This window comes from Enterobacter sp. DSM 30060, assembly GCF_013375955.1.
Taxonomy (GTDB): domain Bacteria; phylum Pseudomonadota; class Gammaproteobacteria; order Enterobacterales; family Enterobacteriaceae; genus Enterobacter; species Enterobacter intestinihominis.
Genome location: NZ_CP056118.1, coordinates 2971280 through 2997157, shown reverse-complemented (window position 1 = coordinate 2997157; position 25878 = coordinate 2971280). Strand labels below are relative to the sequence as shown.

Below are 25878 nucleotides of genomic sequence, written 5' to 3'. Positions count from 1 at the left end.
TGTATTTATATACAGTCTGAAGGTATTTTAAGAATCCGTTTAGACATCCGGGAACATCACGCTATTCCCCGGCGCTTCCCTGTGGAGATGGATAAAGTTCAGGTGCCGTTCATACTGGTCCAGAATATCCGTAATTACCTGCTCCTTGCTGTAATCCATCAAATCATTCCCCTGGCTCCCTTCCAGCAGGAAGGTCTCCAGCCGGTAGTAGGTCGATTTCCCGCTGCGCGCCCGGTAGGTGAACCCTGGCACCGAATACTGCTGCGGCCAGATCTGATAAACAAAGTTCTGCTCGTCGCCCATGTGCACCAGCAGATCCAGGTGCCCCAGGGTTTCGCCCTCTTCAGGTGGCAGGTTTTTCAGCTCCACGTAGGCGCCACGCAGCTTCAGCTCCTGCGCCACCTCTTCCATCGCCGGGAAGCAGACCGTCTCCATCATCTGGCTGGTGTAGCGCGTGCCCGGGTAGTTCATCAGGCGCGACAGGCGTTTCTTCCAGCTCAACCTGTCCTGCGCGCCCATCGGCCGCGGCGCGGTGTCGCGGCTGGCGCTGACGCGGCGGTAGTCTTCCACCTTGAGCGATTTATACAGCCCGGCCATCACGAAGAAGATCACGAAGCTGAACGGCAGACCCATGATCACCGTGGTGTTCTGCAGCGCCGAAATGCCGTTGGTCATCAGCATCCCGAGCGTCAGCAGGCCGATGGCGACGGACCAGAAGATGCGCAGCCAGTTCGGCGCATCGCTGTTGATGTCTTTAAGCTTCGAAGTGAAGTTCCCCAGCACCAGCGCGCCGGAGTCCGCCGAGGTGACGTAGAACAACAGGCCGGTAATGGTTGCTACGGACGCGCTAAAGGTAAACGCCGGGTACTGCGCCAGCAGGCTGTAGAAGCCGCGCTCCGGGTGCACCATCGCTTCCTGCGCGAAGGTCGCATTGCCGTGGATAATTTCGTGCAGCGCGCTGTTGCCGAAAATCGACAGCCACAGCAGGGTGAAGGTGAACGGGATGATCAGCGTGCCCATCACGAACTGACGGATGGTGCGCCCACGCGAAATTCGCGCCAGGAACAGGCCGACAAACGGCGACCAGGCCACCCACCACGCCCAGAAGAAGAGCGTCCAGTTGTTCATCCACTCCACCGGGCGGTCAAAGGCGAAGCTGTTCAGCGTCATGCCCATAAAGCGGTTCACGTAATCACCTACGTTGAGCACTAGGGCGTTGAGCAGGAACGAGGTGTCGCCCATAAACAGCACGAACAGGATCAGCCCCAGCGCCAGCGCGACGTTCAGCTCGGAGAGCACGCGAATACCTTTATCCACGCCGGAGGTCACCGAGATGGTAGCGATGATCACCGACAGCGCAATTAGCGCCGCCTTCGCCGCCATCGAATCCGGGATGTCAAACAGCACGCTCAGCCCGTAGTTAAGCTGCACTACGCCAATCCCGAGCGTGGTGGCGATGCCGAAGATGGTGCCGATCACCGCCGCGATATCGACGCTGTGGCCAATCGGGCCGTTGATCTTTTTCCCGAAAATCGGGTACAGCGCGGAGCGGATGGTTAGGGGCAAATTATAACGATAGCTAAAGTATCCGAGCGCCATGCCCATCAGGGCATACATTGACCAGCCCGTCAGGCCGTAGTGGAACAGCGTCCAGACCATCGCCTGACGCGCGGCCTCCATCGTCTGCCCTGCCCCTTCCGGCGGCTGCATATATTGCGTGACCGGTTCCGCCACGGAGAAGAACATCAGGTCGATGCCAATGCCCGCGGCAAACAGCATCGCGGCCCAACTCAGCAGGCTGAACTCGGGCTTGGACTGCTCTGGCCCAAGCTTCACCGAACCGAAGCGCGAGCAGGCAATGCAGACGACGAAGACGATATAGAGCGTCGCCGCCAGAAGGTAGTACCAGCCGAAGGTCTTCGACACCCAGTTCAGGGTGTGCCCAATCCACTCGGCAGAAAAATCACGAAAGAAGATAGTCGTCAGGGAAAACAACAAAATCAGCCCGGCGGACGTAAAAAAAACGACCGGGTTGATTTTGTCTTTTTCTCTGTCTTGTGAAAGGTCTGTCATCCAGTATCCCCACTGTTTTTGTAACTATTAAAATCCAAAATCGCAACAATTAAGACACATTTTATATTGAACGTCCAATCAAAAACCGCTTTAATAGATTACCAACGCTGATGAATGGAGTGGCAAAAATGCCCAAAGTGGGGATGCAGCCGATCCGGCGCAGGCAGCTCATCGATGCCACGCTGGAAGCAATTAATGAAGTGGGAATGCATGACGCAACCATCGCGCAAATCGCCCGTCGGGCGGGCGTGTCCACGGGCATCATCAGCCACTATTTCAAAGATAAAAACGGTCTGCTGGAAGCAACCATGCGCGACATCACCGGTCAGTTACGCGATGCGGTATTAAGCCGTTTACGCGCCCTGCCGGACGGCAGTGCAGAGCAGCGTTTGCAGGCGATTGTCGGCGGCAATTTTGATGAAACCCAGGTCAGCGGCGCGGCGATGAAGGCCTGGCTGGCCTTCTGGGCCAGCAGCATGCATCAGCCGATGCTCTATCGTTTGCAGCAGGTCAGCAGCCGCCGGTTGCTCTCAAATCTGGTGTACGAATTCCGCCGCGAACTGCCGCGTGAACAGGCTGAAGAGGCGGGCTACGGGCTCGCCGCACTGATTGACGGGCTGTGGCTGCGCGCCGCGCTCAGCGGCAAACCGCTGGATAAAACCCTGGCCCAGTCGCTTACCAGCCACTTTATCAGCCAGCATTTACCGACCGACTAACCGAGGAGGAAGCATGTCCCGAATGGCAGAACAGCAGCTTTATATCAATGGTGGTTATACATCCGCCACCAGCGGTCGCACCTTCGAGACCATCAACCCGGCCAACGGTGAAGTTCTGGCGAGCGTGCAGGCCGCCGGGCGTGAAGACGTGGACCGCGCCGTGGATAGCGCAAAGCGCGGGCAAAAAATCTGGGCGGCGATGACCGCCATGGAGCGCTCGCGCATCCTGCGTCGCGCCGTCGATATCCTGCGCGAGCGCAACGACGAGCTGGCAAAGCTGGAAACCCTCGACACCGGTAAAGCGTTTTCTGAAACCTCGACCGTCGACATCGTCACCGGCGCGGACGTGCTGGAGTACTACGCGGGGCTGATCCCGGCACTGGAAGGCAGCCAGATCCCGCTGCGCGAGACCTCCTTCGTCTACACCCGCCGCGAGCCGCTGGGCGTGGTGGCGGGCATCGGCGCGTGGAACTATCCGATCCAGATCGCCCTGTGGAAATCCGCCCCGGCGCTGGCGGCGGGCAACGCGATGATCTTCAAGCCGAGCGAAGTAACGCCGCTTACCGCCCTGAAACTGGCGGAAATCTACACCGAAGCGGGCGTGCCGGACGGCGTGTTTAACGTTCTGCCGGGTGTGGGCGCGGAAACCGGCCAGTACCTGACCGAGCATCCGGGCATCGCCAAAGTCTCCTTTACCGGCGGCGTCGCCAGCGGCAAAAAGGTGATGGCGAACTCGGCGGCCTCGTCCCTGAAAGAGGTGACGATGGAGCTGGGCGGTAAATCCCCGCTGATAGTGTTTGACGATGCGGATCTGGATCTCGCGGCAGATATCGCCATGATGGCCAACTTCTTCAGCTCCGGTCAGGTGTGCACCAACGGCACCCGCGTGTTCGTGCCCGCGAAGTTCAAAGCCGCGTTTGAGCAAAAAATCGTTGAGCGCGTGGGCCGCATCCGCGCGGGCGACCTGTTCGATGAAAACACTAACTTTGGCCCGATGGTCAGCTTCCCACACCGCGACAGCGTGATGCGCTACATCGCCAAAGGCAAAGAGGAAGGTGCGCGCGTGCTGTGCGGCGGTGATGTGCTGAAGGGTGACGGCTTTGATAACGGCGCGTGGGTTGCCCCGACCGTGTTCACCGACTGCACCGACGAAATGACCATCGTGCGCGAAGAGATCTTCGGCCCGGTGATGTCCATTCTTTCCTATGACACTGACGAAGAGGCCATTCGTCGCGCCAATGACACCGACTACGGTCTGGCGGCGGGCATTGTCACCGCCGATCTGAACCGCGCCCACGGCGCTATTCATCAGCTCGAAGCGGGCATCTGCTGGATCAACACCTGGGGCGAATCCGCCGCGGAGATGCCGGTGGGCGGCTACAAACACTCCGGCATTGGCCGCGAGAACGGCGTCATGACGCTTCAGAGTTACACCCAGGTGAAGTCCATCCAGGTTGAGATGGGTAAATTCCAGTCCATATTTTAACCGGGAGGTTTATTTGCAATTTGACTACATCATTATCGGGGCCGGCTCTGCCGGCAACGTTCTGGCAACACGACTGACTGAAGATCCGAACACCACCGTCCTGCTGCTTGAGGCGGGCGGGCCGGACTACCGCTTTGACTTCCGCACCCAGATGCCTGCCGCGCTGGCCTTCCCGTTGCAGGGCAAGCGCTACAACTGGGCGTATGAAACCGAGCCAGAGCCTTTCATGAACAACCGCCGCATGGAGTGCGGACGCGGAAAAGGGCTGGGCGGCTCGTCGCTGATCAACGGCATGTGCTACGTGCGCGGCAACGCAATGGATCTGGACAACTGGGCGAAAGAACCGGGTCTGGAGCACTGGAGCTATCTCAACTGCCTACCCTACTACCGCAAGGCAGAGACCCGCGACGTGGGGCCGAACGACTACCACGGCGGCGACGGTCCGGTGAGCGTCACCACCTCTAAGCCGGGCGTGAACCCGCTGTTTGAAGCGATGGTGGAGGCAGGCGTGCAGGCGGGCTACCCGCGCACCGACGATCTCAACGGCTATCAGCAGGAAGGCTTTGGCCCGATGGATCGCACGGTCACGCCGCAGGGCCGACGCGCCAGCACCGCGCGCGGCTATCTGGATCAGGCCAAACCGCGCCCGAATCTGACCATCCGCACCCACGCCATGACCGATCACATTATCTTTGACGGCAAGCGCGCGGTGGGCGTCGAGTGGCTGGAAGGCGAAAGCACCATTCCTTCAAAAGCGACAGCGAAGAAAGAGGTACTGCTGTGCGCGGGCGCTATTGCGTCTCCGCAGATCCTCCAGCGCTCCGGCGTGGGTAACGCTGAACTGCTGAAGCAGTTTGATATCCCGCTGGTACATGATTTACCCGGCGTGGGGGAAAACTTGCAGGATCACCTGGAGATGTACCTTCAGTATGAATGCAAAGAGCCCGTTTCCCTCTACCCTGCCCTGCAGTGGTGGAACCAGCCGAAGATTGGCGCGGAGTGGCTGTTTGGCGGCACCGGCGTGGGTGCGAGCAACCACTTCGAAGCGGGCGGGTTTATCCGCAGCCGCGAGGAGTTCGAGTGGCCGAACATTCAGTATCACTTCCTGCCGGTAGCGATTAACTATAACGGCTCGAACGCGGTGAAAGAACACGGCTTCCAGTGCCACGTCGGCTCCATGCGCTCGCCGAGCCGCGGGCACGTACGGATTAAGTCCCGCGACCCGCATCAGCATCCGGCGATCCTGTTCAACTATATGTCCCACGAGCAGGACTGGCAGGAGTTCCGCGACGCGATCCGCATCACCCGTGAGATCATGCACCAGCCGGCGCTGGACAAATACCGTGGGCGCGAAATCAGCCCGGGCGTCGAATGCCAGACCGACGAACAGCTGGACGAGTTTGTGCGTAACCATGCCGAAACCGCGTTCCATCCGTGCGGCACCTGCAAAATGGGCTATGACGAGATGGCGGTGGTCGATGGCGAAGGCCGCGTTCACGGGCTGGAAGGGTTACGCGTGGTAGATGCGTCGATTATGCCGCAAATTATCACTGGCAACCTGAACGCCACCACCATCATGATTGGTGAGAAGATTGCCGACGCCATTCGCGGGCGCGAGCCGCTGGCGAAGAGCACGGCGGCGTATTATGTGGCGGATGGGGCGCCGGTTCGCCGCTGAGTGCGAACTTCTCCTCTCACCCCGGCCCTCTCCCTTTGGGCTGAGGGTTCCCCACAAATTAATGCGAGCACTGAGCAATCCCCTCGCCCCTCCGGGGAGAGGGTTAGGGTGAGGGGAACATACGGCGGTGGTGGTCATTCCGTTCACTTTATGTTCCTTGCTACTCTGTAACGACATGACCGGTGAACGTGCCAGGGTGGCTCAGCGATTTACAGCCGGACCAGGGCATCGCTGACAGCCCTCAGTCATTTAGAAAGTAACTTTATTGCTTCTGCATAAAAAAATTACTGGGGATCCCTCAGCCCTTTGGGTGAGGGTTAGGGTGAGGGAAAATTATTTTCGAAATTCCTCTAACCGCCTGACCTGCCGCCCTTCAGCGTCAAAATTCTCCGCCGCCAGCCAGGCGCGCAGCTCCGTGTCCCTTTGCGGCCACTCGCCGTCAATAATCGAAAGCATATCGCTGTCGCGGTTGCGTCCTTTGCGCACCAGCTTCTGGCGCAGACGTCCCTCCCAGACGAACCCCAGCCGCTCCGCCGCGCGGCGTGAGGCGGTGTTCATCGAATCGCATTTCCACTCCAGCCGACGATATTTATGCTCAAAGGCATTTTTCAGCAGCAGCCACACCGCTTCGGTGCCGATGCGGGTGCCTTTCATCCTCCGCGACCAGGTGACATGGCCGATCTCCACCGAGCCCTGGAACCGCTCTATCGCCATGTAGCTCACCAGCCCTACCGCTTTTTCAGTGCGTAAATCGATTACCGCAAACGGGACCAGATCGTCATCCATCACCTTGCCGAGCACCCAGTGGGCGGTGGCTTCCACGCTTTCAGGCTGGGTGCTGGCAAGCCACGTCCAGTCGCTCTCATCACCCAGCGCGTAGGCCTCATATAAATCAGCCGAGTGACGATCGGCGTCCAGCGGCTCCAGACGACAATACTGACCGGTGAGCGGGGTGCGGGTTAAGACCCGGGCGCACTTCCAGTCCGGGACGATATCGTTAACGGTTTGACCATATTGATTGATTTCGGGCACGGCGATGACTCCCTGAAAGGTAAGGAGTTTGTTATAGCAGGTTAAAAAGCGGACGAAAAGAGAGGAAATGCAGGCCGGGTAAGGGAGAGCCGCCACCCGGCATAAAATTACTTCAGCAGCTTAACCGTGGCGTCGATGTCGATTTCATCTTCGGTGAAGATCATCGTCGTGTTCTGGAAGGTGGTGATCGCCAGCTTCTTCACCGTGCGCATCTCGCCCGGCTTTTTCTCACTTTTCGGCTTGATGCTGTTCATCAGTAGCCCCACCGACAGCACCGCGTTCTCTTTGTCGATTTTGGTCTCAACGGGCTCTTCTTCGCTGAACACCACGAAGGATTTGATCGAGGTGAGCTTCACGCGCTCGCCCGCGATATAAAGATGCTTGCTCTCCGGGATCACCTTCACCGCATACGCGGAAAGGCCTTTGGTGTTTGTGGTGGGTTCGAAGGTCACCGCCGCATCTTTCTTAATCAGATCAGGGTTGGCGACCTTAATCACGTGAAAATAGCGGTTGTCGCCGTTTTCATCTTTGATAAATCCGAAGCCTTTATCTTTAAACCACGTTGTGATTGTACCGTTCATCGCTGTTACCGCCTGTCAGATCTTAAGACTAAAGTTTTGCAGCGCGCAGTGTAATGCACAATGGCTGAGGAGACAAAAAAAAGCCCCTGCACGGGAGCAGGGGAAAGTTCATGTCAGAGCTTATTAGAATTTAGTTGAACACCATCCCACCATCAATCAGCAGCGACTGACCGGTCATGTAGTCGGAGTCTGGTCCGGCGAGGTAAGAGACGCAGGCGGCCACATCTTCCGGTTCGGACAAACGGCCAAGCGTGATGCGTTTGGCAAAGGTTTCCGTTCCGTAGCCGAGCGGTTTACCCGCCGCCTCGGAGACCTGACGGTCGATTTCCGCCCACATCGGCGTTTTGACGATGCCCGGGCAATAGGCGTTAACGGTGATCCCCAGCGGCGCGAGATCCCGCGCGGCGGTCTGGGTTAAGCCACGCACCGCGAACTTGCTGGAGCTGTAGACCGCCAGTTCCGGGTTGCCGGTATGGCCCGCCTGGGAGCAGGCGTTGATGATTTTACCGCCGTGCCCCTCTTTGCGGAACGCGTCAATCGCGGCCTGAATGCCCCAGATCACCCCTTTCACGTTGATGCTGTAAACCTTGTCGACAATTTCCGGCGTGATGGATTCGATAGGGGTAGACGGCGCCACCCCGGCGTTATTGACGATGACGTTGAAGCCGCCCAGCGCGGTGCGGGCTTTTTCCACCGCCGCAAACACCTGGTCGCGGTCAGAGACGTCCACCTTCACGGCGACGGCTTTCCCGCCGTTGCGGGTGATCTCATCCGCGACCGCTTTCGCCGTCTCTTCGTTGTAATCCGCAATAGCGACGGCAAAGCCGTCCTTCACCAGGCGAAGCGCGATCGCTTTGCCAATCCCCTGGCCGGAGCCGGTTACGAGAGCCACTTTTTGCATTTCTCTGTCCTTATATTGATTCACAAAATCTGGCTGAGATGGAGCTGGCCCATCAGCAGCGGGTTATCGCTGTAGTCGACGGGAATGGCCACCACGGCCGGGCCATCGACATCCATTGCGGCACGCAGCGTCGGTTCGAGCGCGTCGGCGCTCTCGACGGCAAAGCCTTTCGCACCGAAGGCGTCGGCATAGGCTTTAAAATCGACCGGGCCAAACTCCACGCCGGAGAGACGCTGGTATTTTTTCTCTTCCTGGATCGCCACCATGTTGTAGGCGTTATCCACCCAGATGATGTGCAGCACGTTGGCATTGAGGCGCACAGCGGTTTCCAGCTCCATGCTCGACTGCAAAAATCCGCCGTCCCCGGAGACCGACACCACCTTGCGCCCCGGGTTGACCAGCCACGCGCCAATCGCCCACGGCAGCGCCACGCCCATGGTCTGCTGACCGTTGGAGATCATCACCTGACGCGCGCGGAAGCTGTAGAGGTAGCGGGCGATCCAGATGTGGAAGCTGCCCATATCGACGGTGAGCGTTACGTCGTTATTCACGATGTCCTGCATGGCGCGCACGATGCGCAGCGGATGCAGGGCAAACTGGTTTAGCGATGCGCCGCGACGGTCGAGGAGGTCACGCTGATGCTGGCGATCGACAAGAATTTCCGAGGCGCGCTGGCTGAGTTCAAGTTTGTGCTCGATTCGGCTGGCAAGCAGATTCAGCGTGGCGGCAATATCCCCGACCAGTTCCAGATCGGGAACATACTTGCGCTCCTCATAGGCGGGCAGCACGTCAATGTGCACCAGCGTGGCATCGCCGCTGTTCCACATGGACGGCTCGTATTCCACCGGGCTGTAGCCGATGCAGATAATCAGATCCGCCAGATGCAGCAACCGATCTCCGGCCTGGTTGTTGAACAGGCCGACGCGCCCGGCGAAGCGGGTGAAGTGTTCCTGATTCACCGCCCCGGCGGCCTGATAAGTGCTGGTGACCGGAATGCGGCTTTTCTCCAGCAGCGTGCGCAGCGCGGCGCTGTTGGCGGGCTGGCTGGCCATCAGGCCGAGTAAAATGACCGGGTTTTTGGCGTTCTCGATAAGCTTCGCCACGTCGTTAATGGCGGACTCCGGTGCCGGGCCCATCAGCGCCGGGCCGCTGGCGGGTAAAATCGCTCCCGTGGTGGGCTGGTCGACAATATCCTGCGGCAGGCTGACAAACGCCCCGCCCGGCCTGCCCTGCTCGGCAGCGCGAAACGCGTTCGATACCACCTCAGCAATCGCGTCAGGCGAATTGACTTCGACGGCGTATTTGGTCACCGGGCTGAACATGGCGACAGTGTCCATGCTCTGGTGCACCAGCTTGGCTTTATCCGCCCGCTTCACCGCCCCGCCCAGCGCGACGACCGGGTCGCCTTCGCTGTTGGCGGTGGCGATGCCGGTGATCAGATTGGAGCAGCCCGGCCCGGAGGTGACCAGCGCGACTCCGGCCTTGCCGGTTAACCGCCCTACCGCTGCCGCCATAAACGCCGCGTTCGCCTCGTGACGCACCGGGATGATCTCGATGGAGGAGTCCAGCAGGGAGTCAAAGACCTTGTCGATTTTTGCGCCCGGGATCCCGAACACCTGCTTCACACCCTGCGCTTCCAGCTGGCCGACAACCATATCGGCGCCGTGCGCCCACTGACGTGACTGTTTCTCACTGTTCACGGTAGTTCTCCTGTTAGTTTTCGACGGCGCGGATAGCCGCATCAAGGTTGCTGGGGTGCAGGTTGGCCTGTAAAAACGCGCTGTCGGCGGGCAGGTCAATCATCAGCTTGTGGATTTCGCCGAAGGTGAGCACGCCGCTCTCCAGCTGATAGTCGAGCAGATGGCCGCCGCCCTGACGGTCGTCGGTGATAAAGTGCTCGTGATAGCCCGCCACGTTGATGCCCTGCATATGCTGCGGGGTGCGGAACCCGACCAGCACGCCCTCGCGCTGGTTAAAGCGGAACACCGGCTGGTCGTCCAGCACGTCGGTCATCGCCCGGTACGGCGGCGTCTGGCGCGGAACGGTGCGGGTATGCGCATGGCGGAAGTTGCCATCGATGCGCAGCGCGCAGAACAGGTTATCGGAGGGGATCTGCTGGTCGATCACGTCGTGGATCTGCTGACGGCTGACCGGACCGTTAAAGGTTTTGCGGTACTGCGGCTGGAACCAGGTCATCACCGCGAACGGCGTTTTTTGCTCCGGCTTAGCGGCGCGGGCGCTGCCGTCGGCGCGCAGCTGGTACACCTGGCTGCTGAAGGCAATCATTTCACCGTCCAGCTCGTTAAAGGTGCCGAGACCAAAATCACCGTGTGCCAGCAGGTCGGCGATCGTCGTCTCCCCTTCGTAGACGCCGCTTAGCAGGGCGCTCATTAGCGATGTCTGATAGATCACGCTGTCAGGATGCTGAGCCGAGAACCCACGCAGGGTCTCGCATAAACTCGCCTCACAGTCGCATGCAGATGAATGCATCATCATGCCCGTCCTCTTCAACTTTATTTATAAAGGTTAAATAAATGTTGACCCGATTCAGCAGAGAGTTCCAATATAGAATCCATGCTGGTTTGAGACGTTTTTGATATGGAACTTCGTTATCTGCGCTATTTTGTCGCGGTTGCACGCGAGCGACACTTCACCAGGGCGGCCAAAGCGCTGGGTATTTCACAGCCTCCACTGAGCCAGCAGATTAAACGGCTTGAGGAGGAAGTGGGCACACCGCTGTTCAGGCGCCTGACGCGGGGCGTGGAGCTGACCGAGGCGGGAGAAGCCTTCTATGAGGACGCCTGTAAGATCCTGGCGCTGAGCGACGCCGCGCTGGAGAAAGCCCGGGGCATCGCGCGCGGCCTGAACGGCAGCCTGTCGATTGGCATCACCAGCTCCGACGCCTTTCATCCCAAAATTTTCGCGCTGATTCGTCAGTTTCAGGTGCAGAACATGGCGGTGCAGGTTCACCAGGTGGAAGCCAATATGTCTTCGCTGACGACAATGCTGGCGGAGGGTGAACTGGATATCGCCTTTGTGCGCCTGCCGTGCGAAAGCAGCAAGGTGTTCGAGTTGAAAATCCTCGACCGGGAGCCGATGGTGGTGGCGTTGCATCGCGATCATCCTCTGGCTGCGTGCGATTCGCTGGCGTTAGAGCAGCTTCGGGATACACCGGTGGTGCTGTTCCCCCAGGAGGTCGCGCCGGGACTGTATGACCGCGTTTACGGCAGCTGCGAGCGGGCCGGAGTCGATATGCAACACACGCTGCAATCTTCACAACTTTCCTCTTCTCTGAGCATGGTCTCCGCTGGCGGCGGGTTCGCGCTGGTGCCGAAATCGATGGCCGCTATTTCTCCGCCGAATGTCACCTACCACGCGCTGAGCTCACAGGCGCTTTATACCGATATCGCGCTCTGCTGGCGGCGCTTTGAACGCTCACGGACGGTGAAACGGTTTCTGGCGATGATGAGCGAGGGGGAACGGGAGCAGGGATGAACCTTTTCAGAAACTGCGGACTGTATTGATGCTCAATTTATTGCGAAGCAGTTTTTGAGGCTGAATTTGAAGGGAGTATGGGCAGGCTGCCATATAAAACTCAGTACCATTACCCTTTAAAAATAAAAAACCCGCACAGGTGCGGGTTAATTTTTATCAGTACAGCTTAACTGCTCGGACTATTGTCTTCATCGCTATCGTACGCCGCACTGATATTTAGCGCGGGTTACAGTGGAGAAACGTTTCCAGCTGCTGGACCTTTTGCGCCATTCTCAATGGTAAAGGAAACTTTCTGACCTTCATCAAGCGTTTTGAAGTTGTCGCTCTGAATTGCAGAGAAATGTACGAATACATCTTTGCTGCCGTCGTCAGGGGTGATAAAGCCAAAACCTTTATCTGCGTTGAACCATTTTACTAAACCAGTCATTTTATTAGACATAGATAAATCCTTAATTTATGAGCCACTTAAGCGCGGCGATGATGGCCTGTATTTCGAGAGTTACTTATTTGGCACTTAGGAGGAGGCTCACGAAGAAGGAGTATCTACTGATAACACCTGAACTGAGGACTGCTTTACTAAAACTGCTTTCATAAGGTCTGTATTCCAAACCGATGACGCTATTAAGACACAGCGAAATTTATTGCGCAATGATTATTATTATTTATTTTAACCATTTAAACGCCCGGATGGCTGGTCGCGGTGCCAGACATCGTTCTGGCTTGAGGTCTACCATGTACTACAAAATGTCTACGCTTTCACTGTGCCGGGAGTTTGGGGTGTTTTGTTCACAGGCGGGAAAATCCTCCCGCGCGACGCAGACATCATTAGAAGGGATGCTCAAAATGAAAAGGTCTGCGTAAGACGTAACCGCAGTGCAAACTGTGCCCGGGGGCGCTGCGCTTGCGCGGGCCTACGGGTCGTATCGCGGTGGTTTTGGAGGCCGGGTCGGGCGTAGCCGCCACGCGGCAATCCCCTTCTGGAAGCCGCCTCGCAAACCTGCAAGCAACCTTATGTAATTCAGGGTTATCCCTTTTCATCCCTTCTTCACGGTCTTAAAGTGCCTGCGTTGCGGCACATCCGTAACCGGGCGTAGGAACCCGTTAGCATAACATGACACTTTTCTGCACGACGAGGATGCTAAATGGCTACTACACCTAACTTTTCTTATGCGCTCTCTGAAGAAAGCGCTGTTCATCAGCTCATCAACGCTTCAATTTCCGATTTTGCGAATCTTTTCGAGCTGGCTGATACCTGCGCCGCGTATGTCAGCGTGCTGGTGGAAACTGACGACACAGTGACGTTTACCACGCTCTGCAAGCGATTGCTGGCCGCGCTGAAGCGGCTGCGTGAGTGCTGTGACTCAGAGCTTCCGTCGTATCTGGTTGAGCAATTGATTGCAGGTGAAAAGATTACTTCCTGCGTGCCGGACTGCTGGCAGGAAACGGTGTTGCAGGTGGATTATGCCGTGGCATTAACGCTGGCGGTGATGGGCGGGACACTGCCTGCGAGCGTGGCGAAAGAACTCACCGGGCTACTGCATGATATGGTCTGGTTGCTGGCAGAGTTTGTGAAGGAGCCGTATATAACGACGCACTGAGGCGGGTGATGGGAGGCCGGAGTTCTGCTGGGTAAGAAGCGGATCCCCGGCCATACGCAAAATTTAATGTTGTTTTTGAATGTCTGGTAAGAGCGAAGAGCGGACAAAGTAGCAGAGGGAAAGCATCAATGTTAATGTCCGGAAAGTTCATGTTAAAACTCTGTATGACATTTTTCATCGACGATTAAAAAGGGCTCTTAATGGCTACTGTTGAGGTATTAAAAGTAAAGTATCCAGGCGCAGATGCCTGGCAAATGGGAGACAGCCCGGAACTGGCCAGCGAGCTTGCGGACCTGATTAAAAAAGGGATTAAAACGGCCTCCTGCGGATCCTTTGCCTCTTACCAGCAAGAAAAGTCTGCCCCGAGGATTGGAAGCTATAACATTATCCTTGATGGCCTGAATGCCCCGGTCTGCGTGACCCGGCTGGTTTCAATGCGACTGGTGCGTTTTTGTGATGTGACTGAGGAGTTTGCCCGCAAAGAAGGTGAAGGCGATTTAAGCCTTCAATACTGGCGAAATGAGCATCAGCGATTTTTTACCCGCGAAGGTCATTTTTCTAAAGATATGGAGTTGATCGCAGAAGAATTTGAAGTGGTTGAAGTGCTGTAAGACGAGAGAGTCCGGCTGGCGTCTGCTGCTATTAATAACAATGTCCGCTCCTGGCACAAAGTGGACATTTCTTTCACAGTCACCTCTTACAGTGTTCACACTCATTAAATGATCGCCTTTATCACGAGCAAATGAAAACTGCAATCCATGACAATTCCCACATTCTCAACCCGCCGACCACCACCTTAAATGTTTCCAATCTGGAAACAAGGGGCAAAAATGCCCGCAGTCTCAAGAGCGCTTTCGACGCGGCCACCAGACATTTTCCTATTCAAGAACTCGCTCTGGAAGATCTTTACTGGGTACTAAAAGGAGACCACTACCCATCACCAGACGACATGCGAAAGCGCTTCCCCAGCCGGGAGAGGATGAAATACCGGGAAAAATGGTGGGTCATTGACGTAGGTGGCGGGTATTTAAGAGTAATGTTATTTACTGATTTTGAGCGCGGAAAGCTCTTCATCAAACACACCAGCACTCACGCAGAGTATGACAAGCTCACGTACCTCTACCGGAGAACGAAAGAATGAACTTTGCAGCAGCCATCAAAGCGGCGAACAATCTGACAAGCGAGGCATATCCCATTCATTTATTTAAATAAAAAACATGTACCCTAGCCATAAAAATAATCATAGAATGCATTAAAACCTTCATTACCGATAAGAGGCGCAATTCTTTTCCGCAACTCATCAATAAAGTCACCTTTCACTTCGTCATTATCATCTGCTATATCAAAGATACCGTATTGACCATATACCAAATCAATAAGCTCAGCTAATGAAAATATAAATCCAGAGAGACTGCTAGCTATTTTAAATGGTTCAATTACATCATAACTAGCATAGACAGAGGTATTCCCTTCTTCGATAACCGCAATTAAAGGTTTACCTCCACCTAAATCATCACCAATAACAAGATAATTATCCGGTAAGTATTCATAACCACTTTGAGCCTTCGAGAGCTCACTGATAGAGTGAATTTTAATTGGCGTGAAGCCTGTTTCAATGTTTAATTTTTCCGGATTGTAATTTTTATATAAGTAATCAACATCTGTGGAACGAGGTAGGTTGGTTGGAAATGCATTGTCCAAGTCATTAACGGTATTGAAATTTCCGGATACCGAGTATTCATTACAAATAGCGGCTAGTTGCTTCAACGCCTCTTTAATCCCTCTCATCAGCCCTCCCTAAAGTATCTATGATTACACTCCACATAGTGAGTGAAAAATATACTTTCCGCAACATACTTCCGTTCAGAATAATATCAATTAATAAAAAACAGGCGAATTTTTCTTTTCGCCCGCCATATTTCACTTATGTTGTGCACAAAGCAATAACAAGATAGTTGGCTCCTCACCAAATAAAATACTTCTATTATTTACCTCTTGAATTGACAAAAGAAAATCATGCTTCAATCCCTCATTCAAATTGTTGATATTACTTATCTTAAGTAATAAAAACTCGTCTTGCTTTAAGTTTAAAGATGTCATCCCCTCTTCTGGGAATCGCAAACTAGTCAGGCAATCTATGAATGCATGGAAATTATTACCATAGAAATCAGGAAAGCCAAACAAGTGCTTAACCCTATCATGAAATTCTGTAACATCATTTATTTCTTTAAAGTCAATAGATAAAGTAATTACTTTCATTACTTCCATCCTCCCAGACCGATCTCTATGAAAGTGTTGTAATGGTCGTGACTATAAAATGCTTGACCTGTTTTTGTATCCACAACTATACGCCTGGCTCCTCGATTTCCTACACCAGGTGTTTTTACTGTCCATTCTCTATAAGGACCGCTTCCTGTATTAAGGCGCTGACTATCTGGTGAAATTTTGAAATTATTTTCAAAAGGTATTCCATCACGAGGAAAAGCTGGTCTATTCAATTTAATATTATCGATTGTTTTTTGTACTTCCCTCATTTCTGAGGCGGTCATTTTATGCCCCCATTTTTCGTTTACAACAGCATGAAATTCTTTAGGATTCTTTGATGAATGAGAACATTTAAGACCCAGCGGATCAATCCACCCCAACGGATTCGGCGCATACTGATATAGGTTCCACCCACCATTCAACCCAATCGGATCCTGCACAATAAACCGCCCGACCTGCGGGTCGTAGTAGCGGAACAGGTTATAGTGCAGCCCCGTTTCACCGTCAGCGTACTGCCCGGCATAGCGAAGCGGCTGGTGTGCCATCGCCGTGCGATTCACAAGCCGTGAGAACCCTTCGCTCTGATGGCGCACCTCGCCAAAGCTGCCGTACTGGCCGCTCCAGCGCACCGCGCCGCGCTCGTCGGTCACCTCCAGCGGCGCGCCGTTCAGGTCGGTGTTGAACCAGTTAATCTCACCGCTGTTCTGGTCACGGAGATGATCCACCCGCGCCAGCGGGCTCCAGGCTTCATTCGGGTCATAAATATACGTACTGCACAGCCCGGTTTGCTGCTGCTCCTGCAGCAGGCGGTAGCCCTGCCACAGGAAGCGGGTGTCGGTGGTGCCGTGCGTCGTGGTGACGATTTTGCGCGTACGGCGGCCCAGCGCGTCGTAGTGGTAGCGCGCCTCAAACCGCCCTTCCGGCCCGGTTCCCCGGGCGGACACCAGACGGTTCTCGGCGTCATACGCGTAATGCTGTTCATACTGCCCGTTGCGGCGGCTGACCAGGTTGCCCCAGTGGTCGTATTTCATAAACAGCGCCTGCCAGTGCTGGAGGCGGTTATCCGTAACCGGTACCGCATCGTCACTGGCGGCGAGGTTATCCGCGGCGTCATAGCTGAACTGCGCGCGGCTGTGTCCCTGTCGGGCCTCGTAGTGCTTCAGCAGACGCCCTTCGGCGTCGTAGCCGTAGTCCACCTCACCGCGCTGGGTGTCGCTGACGCCGGAAAGCTCACCGCGCGCGGTGTAGCGGTACAGGCGTTCCAGTAGCGCCTGCTCCGGCAGGGTCACGTCCGTGCTCAGTTCGCTGCGCTGCAGGGTGCGTCTGCCGAGGCTGTCATACTGACGGAGCTGCTCGCGCGCGCCCTGGGTGCGGCGCACTTCCCGGTGCAGGCGGTCGCGGGTGAACTCGGTCACCAGCTGCTGCCCGAAGCGGATGGCGCTGACGTGGCCGGAGCCGTAATGCAGCCAGGCCAGCTTTTGCTCGCCGGGCAGCGTCAGGCCGGTCAGGTTGCTCAGGGCATCCCATTCGTAGCCCACCGCGCCGTTAATGCCGGACTCGCTCAGCACGCGTCCGGCGGCGTCGTGGCGGTAAGCGATCTCATCGCTTTCGATACCCAGGGCAACGCCTTCGGCGGTTGGCGTGCGGCGGATGCGGGGGCGGATGCGGGTAATCTGGCCGCTCGGGTCGCGGAAATGGCGATTTGCATGAAACAATAATGCTACCGCCATACCCTGATCAATTAAGCTATCTGCACGATAACTATTTTACTTTTTAAACAGCAGATTAAACACAGAAACTTACTTACACATAGTACTGTTTTATGGTCGACTATATAGGTATTATCTATCCCAGCCGTAAAATCGAAGCCTCAGCCAGATATGCACAGAGTCTTTTTTCACACTTCAAGATCTAGTAGCCAGAAACGACGAGATTGGGATTATCATCAATATTTCATTCACATTATGAATATCATTACTGGTAACAAATAAGTAGAATTTATAATTATAAAAAGTCAAATGGTTTATTTTACAACGTGCTTATCTAATGTTCTAAACCTAACAATGCTGTCGACTTTAATATGAATATTTGAATACAAGCATACGTGATACTCTTATTTTACTATTTATCCATTTAATAACCTCTAAATTTAAAAACAAGCCATAATCATATTGTTAATATGACTTAATTTTGAAACATCATAAATCAACAGTTACATTCATTCCTGCATCAAGGGAAGTCTTGCAAATTATCTTGTGAAATTCAGTAAAGCTATTAGTAATTTTATAGATATTGCCACACTCATTTTGCTCAGCGAACTCAAAATATTGGATATCATCATCTGCATGTAGATGTGTTCTGTCCCAATAATACACACCTTGGCTTTCACTACCATTTAATATAAGGTAAAAGTTACCTCCAGGATCACCGCCGATGATTAATTTATCATCAATAAAATCAAGTTCATTTAAAAAACACTTATTTTGACGAAAAATGTCGTGATTAGGATTTTTCATATTTATTCCAAAAAGGGCATAAAAAGCTATAACCCCTTCATCGACACCTTCGTACTCAAGTTCACAAAAATCTGGAGATTTTACAACAAAACCATTTTTAAACCTGAGGAATTCTTTATAATCTTCTGGCAAACCGAAATTAAATTTCGCCTCCAAAATTCTAAGTTCATCTTTTGTTTTGGGTTTACCGCATGAAATAGGCATAAGCTATCCTTAGTATATAATTCCTTGATCTTAGATAATCCACCTCAAAAAAAAACAAACTACAATTAATTTTTACATACATAATTTATTGTAGTAATAAAGTCGGGAAAAATATCCCGAATTCTTATTTCAAATGCTTTCGAACTTGATAACAGATGGGGGAAAATCATCAGGGAATGATTTACATCTAATTTTGTTTTTTAATAATCCCTCAAGAAAATCAGTTAGCCCACTATCAAATTACTCAACTTCTGGTGATCGTGCTGCAATAATAGCAACGGTCCATAACTCACTATTATCTTTAGAATTTACTACCCAGAATAGATAATCCCCATTATCGGTAACTCCTAACGGAATCAATCCATTACCCTTGGGATACAATTGATAATTATAATAACCCTTATCTGACTCAATCAGATAATTAAGGTCTTCCAAAATTAATTTATACTGTTCAAAAAAATTGATACCTTCATTTTTACTAAATGGGTTAAAAATAACAATAAAGTCCGCGATACGACCTGAACCATACTCATTTATAAACTCAATATAATCAGAGGGGAAAGGTAAACCATCCTCAATCAGTGACCATTTCATTCCCTTCCCCGAATCCGAAGGGGCGAAAGATACTGCTAATATTGTAACCAGTTTATTTATCAACATAGCATGCGTTCCAATATTGATATGAACAGCATTTAATCGGGCCTGAACGTCTACCAAAATAACCAATTTAGAAATTAATTTTCATTCCAAAGAATTTTTATTACTACACTCTATTCATGAATGAAAATCGGGAAATATCCAAGAGATACTCCCCTTAAAAATAGATTATATACTATTCCAAAAAGAAATATCATTTGCCCCTGTTGAATTTATAATTTCCGTTAGCGGGCATGCTTTTAAAAAATGCGAACCAACACCTCTGATAAATAGCTCAAAAGTATCAGCTATCGATTCCCATCCATCCATCGTTTGTTCACTTGTAATAGCATAAACTTTGCCATCGTGAGTATTAAGCAAGATAGTATAAGGATCTGATATTGCGATACATATCACACCATCTGGTCTATGCTCGCCAATCCACCAATGGTTAAACTCATCATTGTTAATCCTGACTATTTTCTCCAAATAATCATCACCATGGCCGAAAGATATATTCCCCAAAGAGAAGTTATCAATATCATAATTATTGACAAACTCAATAAAATCCTTTGGGAAATCTACACCAAGTCTTTCCTCAGAATGCTTGATGTTATTTACAGGCACCATTCTTTTTTTCAAAATCAAATCATCCATCTCTCCATTAAAAGGAGAGAACTTCTCATTCAATTTTACTTCAATTTCATTTATTATTAACAACATAACTATTACCCTCATTTCGTATGCCAAACACCGCCACTGCCAACATGAGTACTTCCAGGTACGGGTATAGCATATGGTCCAAAATCGACATGATGATGTATTATTGTATCTCCTTTATAATTCACATGTTCAGGAAATGCTTTAATCCATGTGTCATCTATTTTTGGTCACTATCCCACTTCTTTTATCCTATATACCTTACTTTAACTTAAGGAACCCAATACATATCAGATTATTGACTCCAATATTCTTGGTATTTTCTTATATCGCAATTTGAAATATGTATTCCTGATACTAATGTCCTGGTATCTATTGATAATGCATGATGAGGTCTTCCGGTATAACGAGGATCAACCCGCGTCTGGTATGGATTGATATCTCTGACTTCATATCCCTTACATGACCCAATCAGATCCTGCACAATAAACCGCAGAATCTGCGGGTCGTAGTAGAGGATGGATTATTAATTATATCTTTGCTTAAAGTTCAAGAAAGGATTATATCATATCAAAGCCGGGCGAATCTCTCACCCGGCCGTCACTCTTTTAGCTTAAACAGTTTATTACTAGCGAGTCTAACTCTATCCATGCATTTTCTAATTTAAAAGCCAAATCTGGTTTGTTTTCCACTTTTTTCAAAATTAGCATACACATTTCTTATCATTTGAGGTCTTGTATAAATACACAGCTAATTATTTATCTATGAATTGATTATTTTTCAAGAGGTTAGCAAGCATCTCTAAATTAGAGACCAATTCATTATACTGTTCATCATTGAAAACCATATTAATTCTATCAATATTAAAAAAATTATTATCAATTAATTTTTCCTTTACATCATTTAACATAAATGACCTATTAAAATATTATGATTTCGAGAGATTCCTCACCAAAATTAAAATTTTCTGATGCGCCGCATCAGCATTTCGAGTAAACGGCGTTTGTAAATACTCTGCTGATGCCTGGCTTCTGGTGGAGGAAATCTAAGAGTCACGCGAATGCGGAGCACCTACAATATATGTTAGGCCGGCGTTATTTTATGCTAAAGTGTTGTTCTTATTGTTTTATCCGCTCATATACTCTCTCGTTTTCAGGCGTCACCGCTCTTATGACACTATTACCATTACATAACCTGCACGGAGCAAACCATCCCAGCGGATTCAGCGCATACTGATAAAGATTCCACCCACCATTCAAACCAATCGGATCCTGTACGATATACAGTCTATCCGAGGAGCGTAGTAGTTATATTAAACTTAATAGGTAAAACAAGCCGGAAATTAAAAAGTACTTCCCGGCGTTTTAGTTAGAACGGAAAAATACAGTTATTAAATGTATGCAAACAATCGTTTCTTGAGATACACAATAAAATTATCAGCATAGGGTTGAACATTCTCCCCTAATGATACATATATTTTTTCCATTTCATTTGCATCAAAAAAGAACTCTTCGCCAAAATCCGTATTCGATACAACAATTCTTCCTTTTTTCAAATTATCATTTGCTATAGTATTTTGATATACTATATCTCCACCTACCGCCTCATCAAAAGGCAGGCAGTAAATACTATAAATTTCCTCACCACAGATATCTCCGCCACCATAATTGTTTAAAAACCACTTATAGCTAGCAGGAAAAGTCACTGATAATGCTTTTTCTGCAGCATCGATCCAGTCACTTCCTGGAGAATCTTCAGACGTTCCCATGTTGATTAAATCAGAATGTTTATCAAAAAGCTCTACTAATTCTTCTCTGCTCATAGGAAATCACTCGCTCTGTTTGTCCAATATTGTTTACGCCATGTATCAAATACAGATCTATCTATACCAGATGGGATTGTGTTTGGATTTATGTGTATTATTCCATGGTTAGTTTTATGGAATGTTTGACTCATCTCCGCAATTGGGCCATCTTGAGTTTGTAACATATGATGTAAATTTACCGCATTTCCATCATATCCAACAGGTGCACGGCCTGTAGCCATTCGCTCTACGTTCGTTCCCCTGAAAACTTTTCCTTTTTCACGCCAAGTTGTCATCAAGTCAGGATCAAATAAATCATCCCGCTGATAAACTTTATTTCCGTTAAATTCTATTGGTTCATTTTTCCAAAACTTCCTGTTTTGCCCAGAAGAATTACAAGCAGCAAGACCCAGCGGATCAATCCACCCCAACGGATTCGGCGCATACTGATAAAGGTTCCACCCACCATTCAGCCCAATCGGATCCTGCACAATAAACCGCCCGACCTGCGGGTCGTAGTAGCGGAACAGGTTATAGTGCAGCCCCGTTTCACCGTCAGCGTATTGCCCGGCATAGCGAAGCGGCTGGTGTGCCATCGCCGTGCGATTCACAAGCCGTGAGAACCCTTCGCTCTGATGGCGCACCTCGCCAAAGCTGCCGTACTGGCCGCTCCAGCGCACCGCGCCGCGCTCGTCTGTGACCTCCAGCGGAGCACCGTTCAGATCGGTATTGAACCAGTAAATCTCACCGCTGCTCTGGTCACGAAGGTGATCCACACGCGCCAGCGGGCTCCAGGCTTCATTCGGGTCGTATACATAGGTGCTGCGCAGCCCGCTCTCCTGCTGCTCCTGCAACAGGCGGTAGCCCTGCCACAGGAAGCGGGTGTCGGTGGTGCCGTGCGTCGTGGTGACGATTTTGCGCGTACGGCGGCCCAGCGCGTCGTAATGATAGCGCGCCTCAAACCGCCCTTCCGGCCCGGTTCCGCGGGCGGATACCAGACGGTTCTCGGCGTCATACGCATAATGCTGCTCGTACAGCCCGATGCGGCGGCTGACCAGGTTGCCCCAGTGGTCGTATTTCATAAACAGCGCCTGCCAGTGCTGGAGGCGGTTATCCGTAACCGGTACCGGATCGTCACTGGCGGCGAGGTTATCCGCGGCGTCATAGCTGAACTGCGCGCGGCTGTGCCCCTGTCGGGCCTCGTAGTGCTTCAGCAGGCGCCCTTCGGCGTCGTACCCGTAGTCCACCTCACCGCGCAGGGTGTCGCTGACGCCGGAAAGCTCACCGCGCGCGGTGTAGCGGTACAGGCGTTCCAGTAGCGCCTGCTCCGGCAGGATCACGTCCGTGCTCAGTTCGCTGCGCTGCAGGGTGCGTCTGCCGAGGCTGTCATACTGGCGGAACTGCTCGCGCGCGCCCTGGGTGCGGCGCACTTCGCGGTGCAGGCGGTCGCGGGTGAACTCGGTCACCAGCTGCTGCCCGAAGCGGATGGCGCTGACGTGGCCGGAGCCGTAGTGCAGCCAGGCCAGCTTTTGCCCGCCGGGCAGCGTCAGGCCGGTCAGGTTGCTCAGGGCATCCCATTCGTAGCCCACCGCGCCGTTAATGCCGGACTCGCTCAGCACGCGCCCGGCGGCGTCGTGGCGGTAAGCGATCTCATCGCTTTCGATACCCAGGGCAACGCCTTCGGCCGTCGGCGTGCGGCGGATGCGGGTAATCTGGCCGCTCAGGTCGCGGAAGTAGCGGTACTCCGCGTGGCGCTGAGTGCGCCCGATCAGCAGCCCGCTGTCGTCATAGCTGAACTGCTGGACGCGACGGGCGATGCCGCCGTCGGCGGCAGGCCGTCCGTTTTCTTCGAGCGCGCAGAGAAACCCTCGCGCGTCCCATTCCATATGGCGCACGGTCTCATCCGGGCGCGTTTCGCTGAGCGGGCGGCCCACGGCGTCGTAGGTGAAGCGGTATTCCGCCCCGTTGCCGTTATCGAGCCGCAGCAGGTTACCGCGCGGGTCGTAGCGCCACTGGCGCACGCGGCCAATACGGTCGGTAAGGCTGACCGGGAGGCCGAGCGCGTTATAGGCCCAGCTCACCTCGCTTTCCAGCGGGTCGCGCCAGCCCGTGAGCTGGCCGCGTTCGTTCCACACCAGCGACTCGCGGCTGCCATCCGGATGGATCACGACGCTCAGCAGCCCGGCACGGCTCCACTCCCGCCGCGTGATATTCCCTTCTGCATCTTCGCTGGCAATCAGTTGCCCGAAGCGGTCGTAGGTGAAGCGGGTGACGCTGCCGGAGCAGTCGGTGCGCTGCGTCAGCAGCCCCTGGTGGTTCCAGACCAGGCGCACCACGCCGCCGATGGCGTCGGTGATGCTCTCCGGGAGGAATTCTTCATCATCGGGATAGCGATACGCGGTGGTGCTACCGGCCGGATCCGTCTCCGACAGCAGGCGACCGCGAAGGTCGTACATGGCCTGCGATGAGGTACCGTCCGGGTACACCGTGCGGGTGATGCGGTCGGTCAGGCGATGCCAGTGATACTCCGTGCGGCGGCCCGCCGGGTCCGTCTCGCTGGTCATGCGGCCGTATTTGTCCCACGTGCTGCGGCGCATCGCCCCGCCCGGCAGAATGACGTGGCAGAGCTCGCCGTCGCGGTAGACAAACGTCGTCTGGCGACCGTCGTAATCCGTGAAGCGCGCGACGTTGTCGTCGTCATCCACCAGCCAGTGCGCCTGCGCGCCGTCTTCGCGGGTCGCGCGGCGGGTGCCGTTCTCAAAATCGTATTCGAACGTCAGCTGTTCGCCGCCGCTATGGCGGAAGCCGACCACGCGCGGCAGGCCGTCAATCTCCCGCCAGCGGTATTCGCTCAGCAGGCCGTTGGCGTCCTCATGAGCGCTCATCAGCCCGTCCTGCCAGCTGAAGCGTCGGCGCACGCTACCGCCCCGGCCGGTCACGGAGACCAGCTGGCGCTGTTCATCATAAGCGTAACTGACCAGGCAGATCTCGTCATCCAGCCAGGCGCCAACAAGCCTGTCGCGGTCGTAGCGGCAGACCACGCGCTGGCCCGCACAGTCGGTCAGGGCATGCAGGGTATTATCCACATTCCACTCAAAGAGGATATCGTTGCCGCAGGGTTCGGAGAGGCGCTGGAGCAGCGACGGGGCATCATCCCGCAGCGGCGCATAGTGCCAGCGCTCGCCGCTGACGTCATACACCGACCAGCTGTCGTCCTGGTGATGTTCAAGCCAGTTTTTTTCGCTTTCGCAGTAGGAGCGCATCCCTTTCGGGACCTTCGGGAAGGCGACGTAATCGCCGGACGGTGCGCGCCACACCAGGCCGTCCTGATAAGGCTCCAGGCGGCTTTCCCAGAACAGGCTCCATCCGCGGCCCAGCACGCTGTCGCCGGGGTTGCCGCTGCGCCAGTAGCGCTGCCAGCGCACCGGAAGACGGGAAGGCAGGACGAAGTCCAGCTCATCATCCCCGCTGAGAAACTTCTGTCCGCTGACGATATCCACCGGGCGGGCGATGATCCCCGCGGCCGCCACGCCGGTCATCAGCGTGCCGGCGCGACAGGCGATACGGGCCAGCTTGTTGATGCCGGGGATTTTGCCCAGCAGCTTAGAGAGCGCCCCGACTTTGCCAGCGGCGCCGCCCCAGCCGCCGAGAAGCCCGGCGAACAGCAGGGTAAGATCGGAGACCTTATAGAGCCACTCGGGCACTTCAGACTGAATGGGGAGGGTTTGCTGCGGATCGCCGCCGATAATGACGTTGTCTGAACCGGTCATCACCTTCGCGTCGCAGGTGGTGCGATCCCCGATGCGGGACGCAGGCTGGCTGTTAATGGAGACACGCTTTGAGCCTTCGGCCATCTGCTGCGAGCCGTCGTCAGAACAGTCGACGGTGCTATCGGTGGCAAGCGCGGCGGGTTTACCGTTGATAAACACGTTGGGCGAGCCGGAGGTGATGACGCCTTTCTTCGTCATGCTGGATGCCCCGGCGTCGGCGATGCTGTCCCTGGCGGCAGTGGCCAGCTCCCCGGTGTAATACCCCACGGCCAGGCTGGCGCCGACGAGCAGGACGCCCACGCCAAGACAGGATGCGCCGAGACCGGCAATAAACATGGCCCCCGCCAGAATGCCCCCGGCTGCGGCAATCAGGCCACCGACAATCGTTCCGGCAATCATCCCGGCCAGCGCACCGGAGTGGCCGATATCATCACCAACGCGTGCTGCTTCAAACATAACAACG

The 25878-nt window shown here is 53.6% G+C and carries 22 protein-coding genes and 2 pseudogenes; 7 read left to right on the top strand and 17 right to left on the bottom strand.

Annotated features, from left to right (window positions below):
• Positions 1 to 39: 39 nt before the first annotated feature.
• The gene (betT, locus tag HWQ15_RS14195) at positions 40 to 2073 is read right to left on the bottom strand and encodes a choline BCCT transporter BetT (protein WP_063149200.1); all 2034 of its coding nucleotides are present in this window, start codon (positions 2071 to 2073) and stop codon (positions 40 to 42) included.
• A gap of 128 nt (positions 2074 to 2201) precedes the next feature.
• Here betT and betI point away from each other — a divergent pair, with 128 nt between their 5' ends.
• From betI to betA, 3 genes are read left to right on the top strand one after another with little or no spacing between them, the layout of a single operon-like run.
• Positions 2202 to 2789: a transcriptional regulator BetI gene (betI, locus tag HWQ15_RS14190; RefSeq protein ID WP_003858827.1), complete on the top strand. Its 588-nt coding sequence runs from the start codon at positions 2202 to 2204 to the stop codon at positions 2787 to 2789.
• Between the two features lie 13 nt (positions 2790 to 2802).
• The gene (gene betB, locus HWQ15_RS14185) at positions 2803 to 4275 is read left to right on the top strand and encodes a betaine-aldehyde dehydrogenase (protein ID WP_023299543.1); all 1473 of its coding nucleotides are present in this window, start codon (positions 2803 to 2805) and stop codon (positions 4273 to 4275) included.
• 13 nt (positions 4276 to 4288) lie between these two features.
• Positions 4289 to 5953: a choline dehydrogenase gene (betA, locus tag HWQ15_RS14180; protein WP_017694353.1), complete on the top strand. Its 1665-nt coding sequence runs from the start codon at positions 4289 to 4291 to the stop codon at positions 5951 to 5953.
• Between the two features lie 333 nt (positions 5954 to 6286).
• Here betA and HWQ15_RS14175 read toward each other — a convergent pair whose 3' ends face one another.
• From HWQ15_RS14175 to budA, 5 genes are all read right to left on the bottom strand, one after another.
• Positions 6287 to 6985 carry a GNAT family N-acetyltransferase gene (locus HWQ15_RS14175; RefSeq protein WP_063149199.1) on the bottom strand — a complete coding sequence of 233 codons (699 nt, stop codon included), beginning with the start codon at positions 6983 to 6985 and terminating at the stop codon, positions 6287 to 6289.
• Positions 6986 to 7092: 107 nt separating this feature from the next.
• Positions 7093 to 7566 (bottom strand): cold-shock protein, encoded by a 474-nt coding sequence (locus tag HWQ15_RS14170; RefSeq protein ID WP_022647360.1) that lies wholly within the window; start codon positions 7564 to 7566, stop codon positions 7093 to 7095.
• A 130-nt stretch (positions 7567 to 7696) separates the two neighbouring features.
• On the bottom strand, positions 7697 to 8467 hold the full coding sequence (locus tag HWQ15_RS14165; RefSeq protein WP_045623291.1) for a (S)-acetoin forming diacetyl reductase: 771 nt from the start codon (positions 8465 to 8467) through the stop codon (positions 7697 to 7699).
• Between the two features lie 20 nt (positions 8468 to 8487).
• The gene (alsS, locus tag HWQ15_RS14160; protein WP_226860900.1) at positions 8488 to 10122 is read right to left on the bottom strand and encodes an acetolactate synthase AlsS; all 1635 of its coding nucleotides are present in this window, start codon (positions 10120 to 10122) and stop codon (positions 8488 to 8490) included.
• 58 nt (positions 10123 to 10180) lie between these two features.
• A complete protein-coding gene (gene budA / locus HWQ15_RS14155; protein WP_088581799.1) occupies positions 10181 to 10960 on the bottom strand; it encodes an acetolactate decarboxylase in 780 nt (259 codons plus the stop codon).
• A 105-nt stretch (positions 10961 to 11065) separates the two neighbouring features.
• Between budA and HWQ15_RS14150 the strand changes: the two genes are divergently transcribed.
• Complete coding sequence (locus HWQ15_RS14150; RefSeq protein WP_063216034.1) at positions 11066 to 11962, top strand: LysR family transcriptional regulator; 897 nt, start codon at positions 11066 to 11068, stop codon at positions 11960 to 11962.
• Positions 11963 to 12188: 226 nt separating this feature from the next.
• Here HWQ15_RS14150 and cspA read toward each other — a convergent pair whose 3' ends face one another.
• Complete coding sequence (cspA, locus tag HWQ15_RS14145) at positions 12189 to 12401, bottom strand: RNA chaperone/antiterminator CspA (RefSeq protein WP_022647355.1); 213 nt, start codon at positions 12399 to 12401, stop codon at positions 12189 to 12191.
• 703 nt (positions 12402 to 13104) lie between these two features.
• On the opposite strand from cspA, the gene HWQ15_RS14140 reads away from it, so the two are divergent.
• The 3 genes from HWQ15_RS14140 to HWQ15_RS14130 all read left to right on the top strand — a co-directional run bounded on the left by HWQ15_RS14140 (position 13105) and on the right by HWQ15_RS14130 (position 14701).
• Entirely contained in the window at positions 13105 to 13560 is a 456-nt protein-coding gene (locus HWQ15_RS14140; protein WP_023305643.1) for a hypothetical protein, read from the top strand.
• A gap of 200 nt (positions 13561 to 13760) precedes the next feature.
• Positions 13761 to 14171: an ASCH domain-containing protein gene (locus tag HWQ15_RS14135; protein ID WP_023299534.1), complete on the top strand. Its 411-nt coding sequence runs from the start codon at positions 13761 to 13763 to the stop codon at positions 14169 to 14171.
• A 200-nt stretch (positions 14172 to 14371) separates the two neighbouring features.
• Positions 14372 to 14701: a type II toxin-antitoxin system HigB family toxin gene (locus tag HWQ15_RS14130; RefSeq protein WP_032671566.1), complete on the top strand. Its 330-nt coding sequence runs from the start codon at positions 14372 to 14374 to the stop codon at positions 14699 to 14701.
• Positions 14702 to 14784: 83 nt separating this feature from the next.
• Here the strand turns inward: HWQ15_RS14130 and HWQ15_RS14125 are convergent, their stop codons facing one another.
• The 10 genes and pseudogenes from HWQ15_RS14125 to HWQ15_RS14085 form a co-directional block, all read right to left on the bottom strand.
• Positions 14785 to 15348 carry a hypothetical protein gene (locus tag HWQ15_RS14125; RefSeq protein WP_023299532.1) on the bottom strand — a complete coding sequence of 188 codons (564 nt, stop codon included), beginning with the start codon at positions 15346 to 15348 and terminating at the stop codon, positions 14785 to 14787.
• 132 nt (positions 15349 to 15480) lie between these two features.
• On the bottom strand, positions 15481 to 15819 hold the full coding sequence (locus HWQ15_RS14120; protein WP_023299531.1) for a barstar family protein: 339 nt from the start codon (positions 15817 to 15819) through the stop codon (positions 15481 to 15483).
• Positions 15819 to 16028: pseudogene (locus HWQ15_RS23220) on the bottom strand (ribonuclease domain-containing protein); the annotation flags it as partial. The pseudogene HWQ15_RS23220 and the gene HWQ15_RS14120, both read right to left, overlap by 1 nt.
• A 150-nt stretch (positions 16029 to 16178) precedes the next feature.
• Positions 16179 to 17525, bottom strand: a pseudogene (locus HWQ15_RS14115) (RHS repeat-associated core domain-containing protein); the annotation flags it as partial.
• A 498-nt stretch (positions 17526 to 18023) separates the two neighbouring features.
• Positions 18024 to 18545 carry an SMI1/KNR4 family protein gene (locus tag HWQ15_RS14110; protein WP_045309179.1) on the bottom strand — a complete coding sequence of 174 codons (522 nt, stop codon included), beginning with the start codon at positions 18543 to 18545 and terminating at the stop codon, positions 18024 to 18026.
• A gap of 240 nt (positions 18546 to 18785) precedes the next feature.
• Complete coding sequence (locus HWQ15_RS14105; protein ID WP_223862001.1) at positions 18786 to 19139, bottom strand: SMI1/KNR4 family protein; 354 nt, start codon at positions 19137 to 19139, stop codon at positions 18786 to 18788.
• A 231-nt stretch (positions 19140 to 19370) separates the two neighbouring features.
• Positions 19371 to 19904, bottom strand: a complete 534-nt coding sequence (locus HWQ15_RS14100) for an SMI1/KNR4 family protein (RefSeq protein WP_074143554.1) — start codon at positions 19902 to 19904, stop codon at positions 19371 to 19373.
• A gap of 11 nt (positions 19905 to 19915) precedes the next feature.
• Positions 19916 to 20029, bottom strand: coding sequence for a hypothetical protein (locus tag HWQ15_RS23215; RefSeq protein WP_237764299.1), 114 nt, complete (start codon positions 20027 to 20029; stop codon positions 19916 to 19918).
• Positions 20030 to 21231: 1202 nt separating this feature from the next.
• Positions 21232 to 21663, bottom strand: coding sequence for an SMI1/KNR4 family protein (locus tag HWQ15_RS14090; RefSeq protein ID WP_063149196.1), 432 nt, complete (start codon positions 21661 to 21663; stop codon positions 21232 to 21234).
• Positions 21660 to 25871 carry an RHS repeat-associated core domain-containing protein gene (locus HWQ15_RS14085; protein ID WP_150323864.1) on the bottom strand — a complete coding sequence of 1404 codons (4212 nt, stop codon included), beginning with the start codon at positions 25869 to 25871 and terminating at the stop codon, positions 21660 to 21662. The genes HWQ15_RS14090 and HWQ15_RS14085 overlap by 4 nt, the downstream gene beginning before the upstream one ends.
• Between the last annotated feature and the right edge of the window lie 7 nt (positions 25872 to 25878).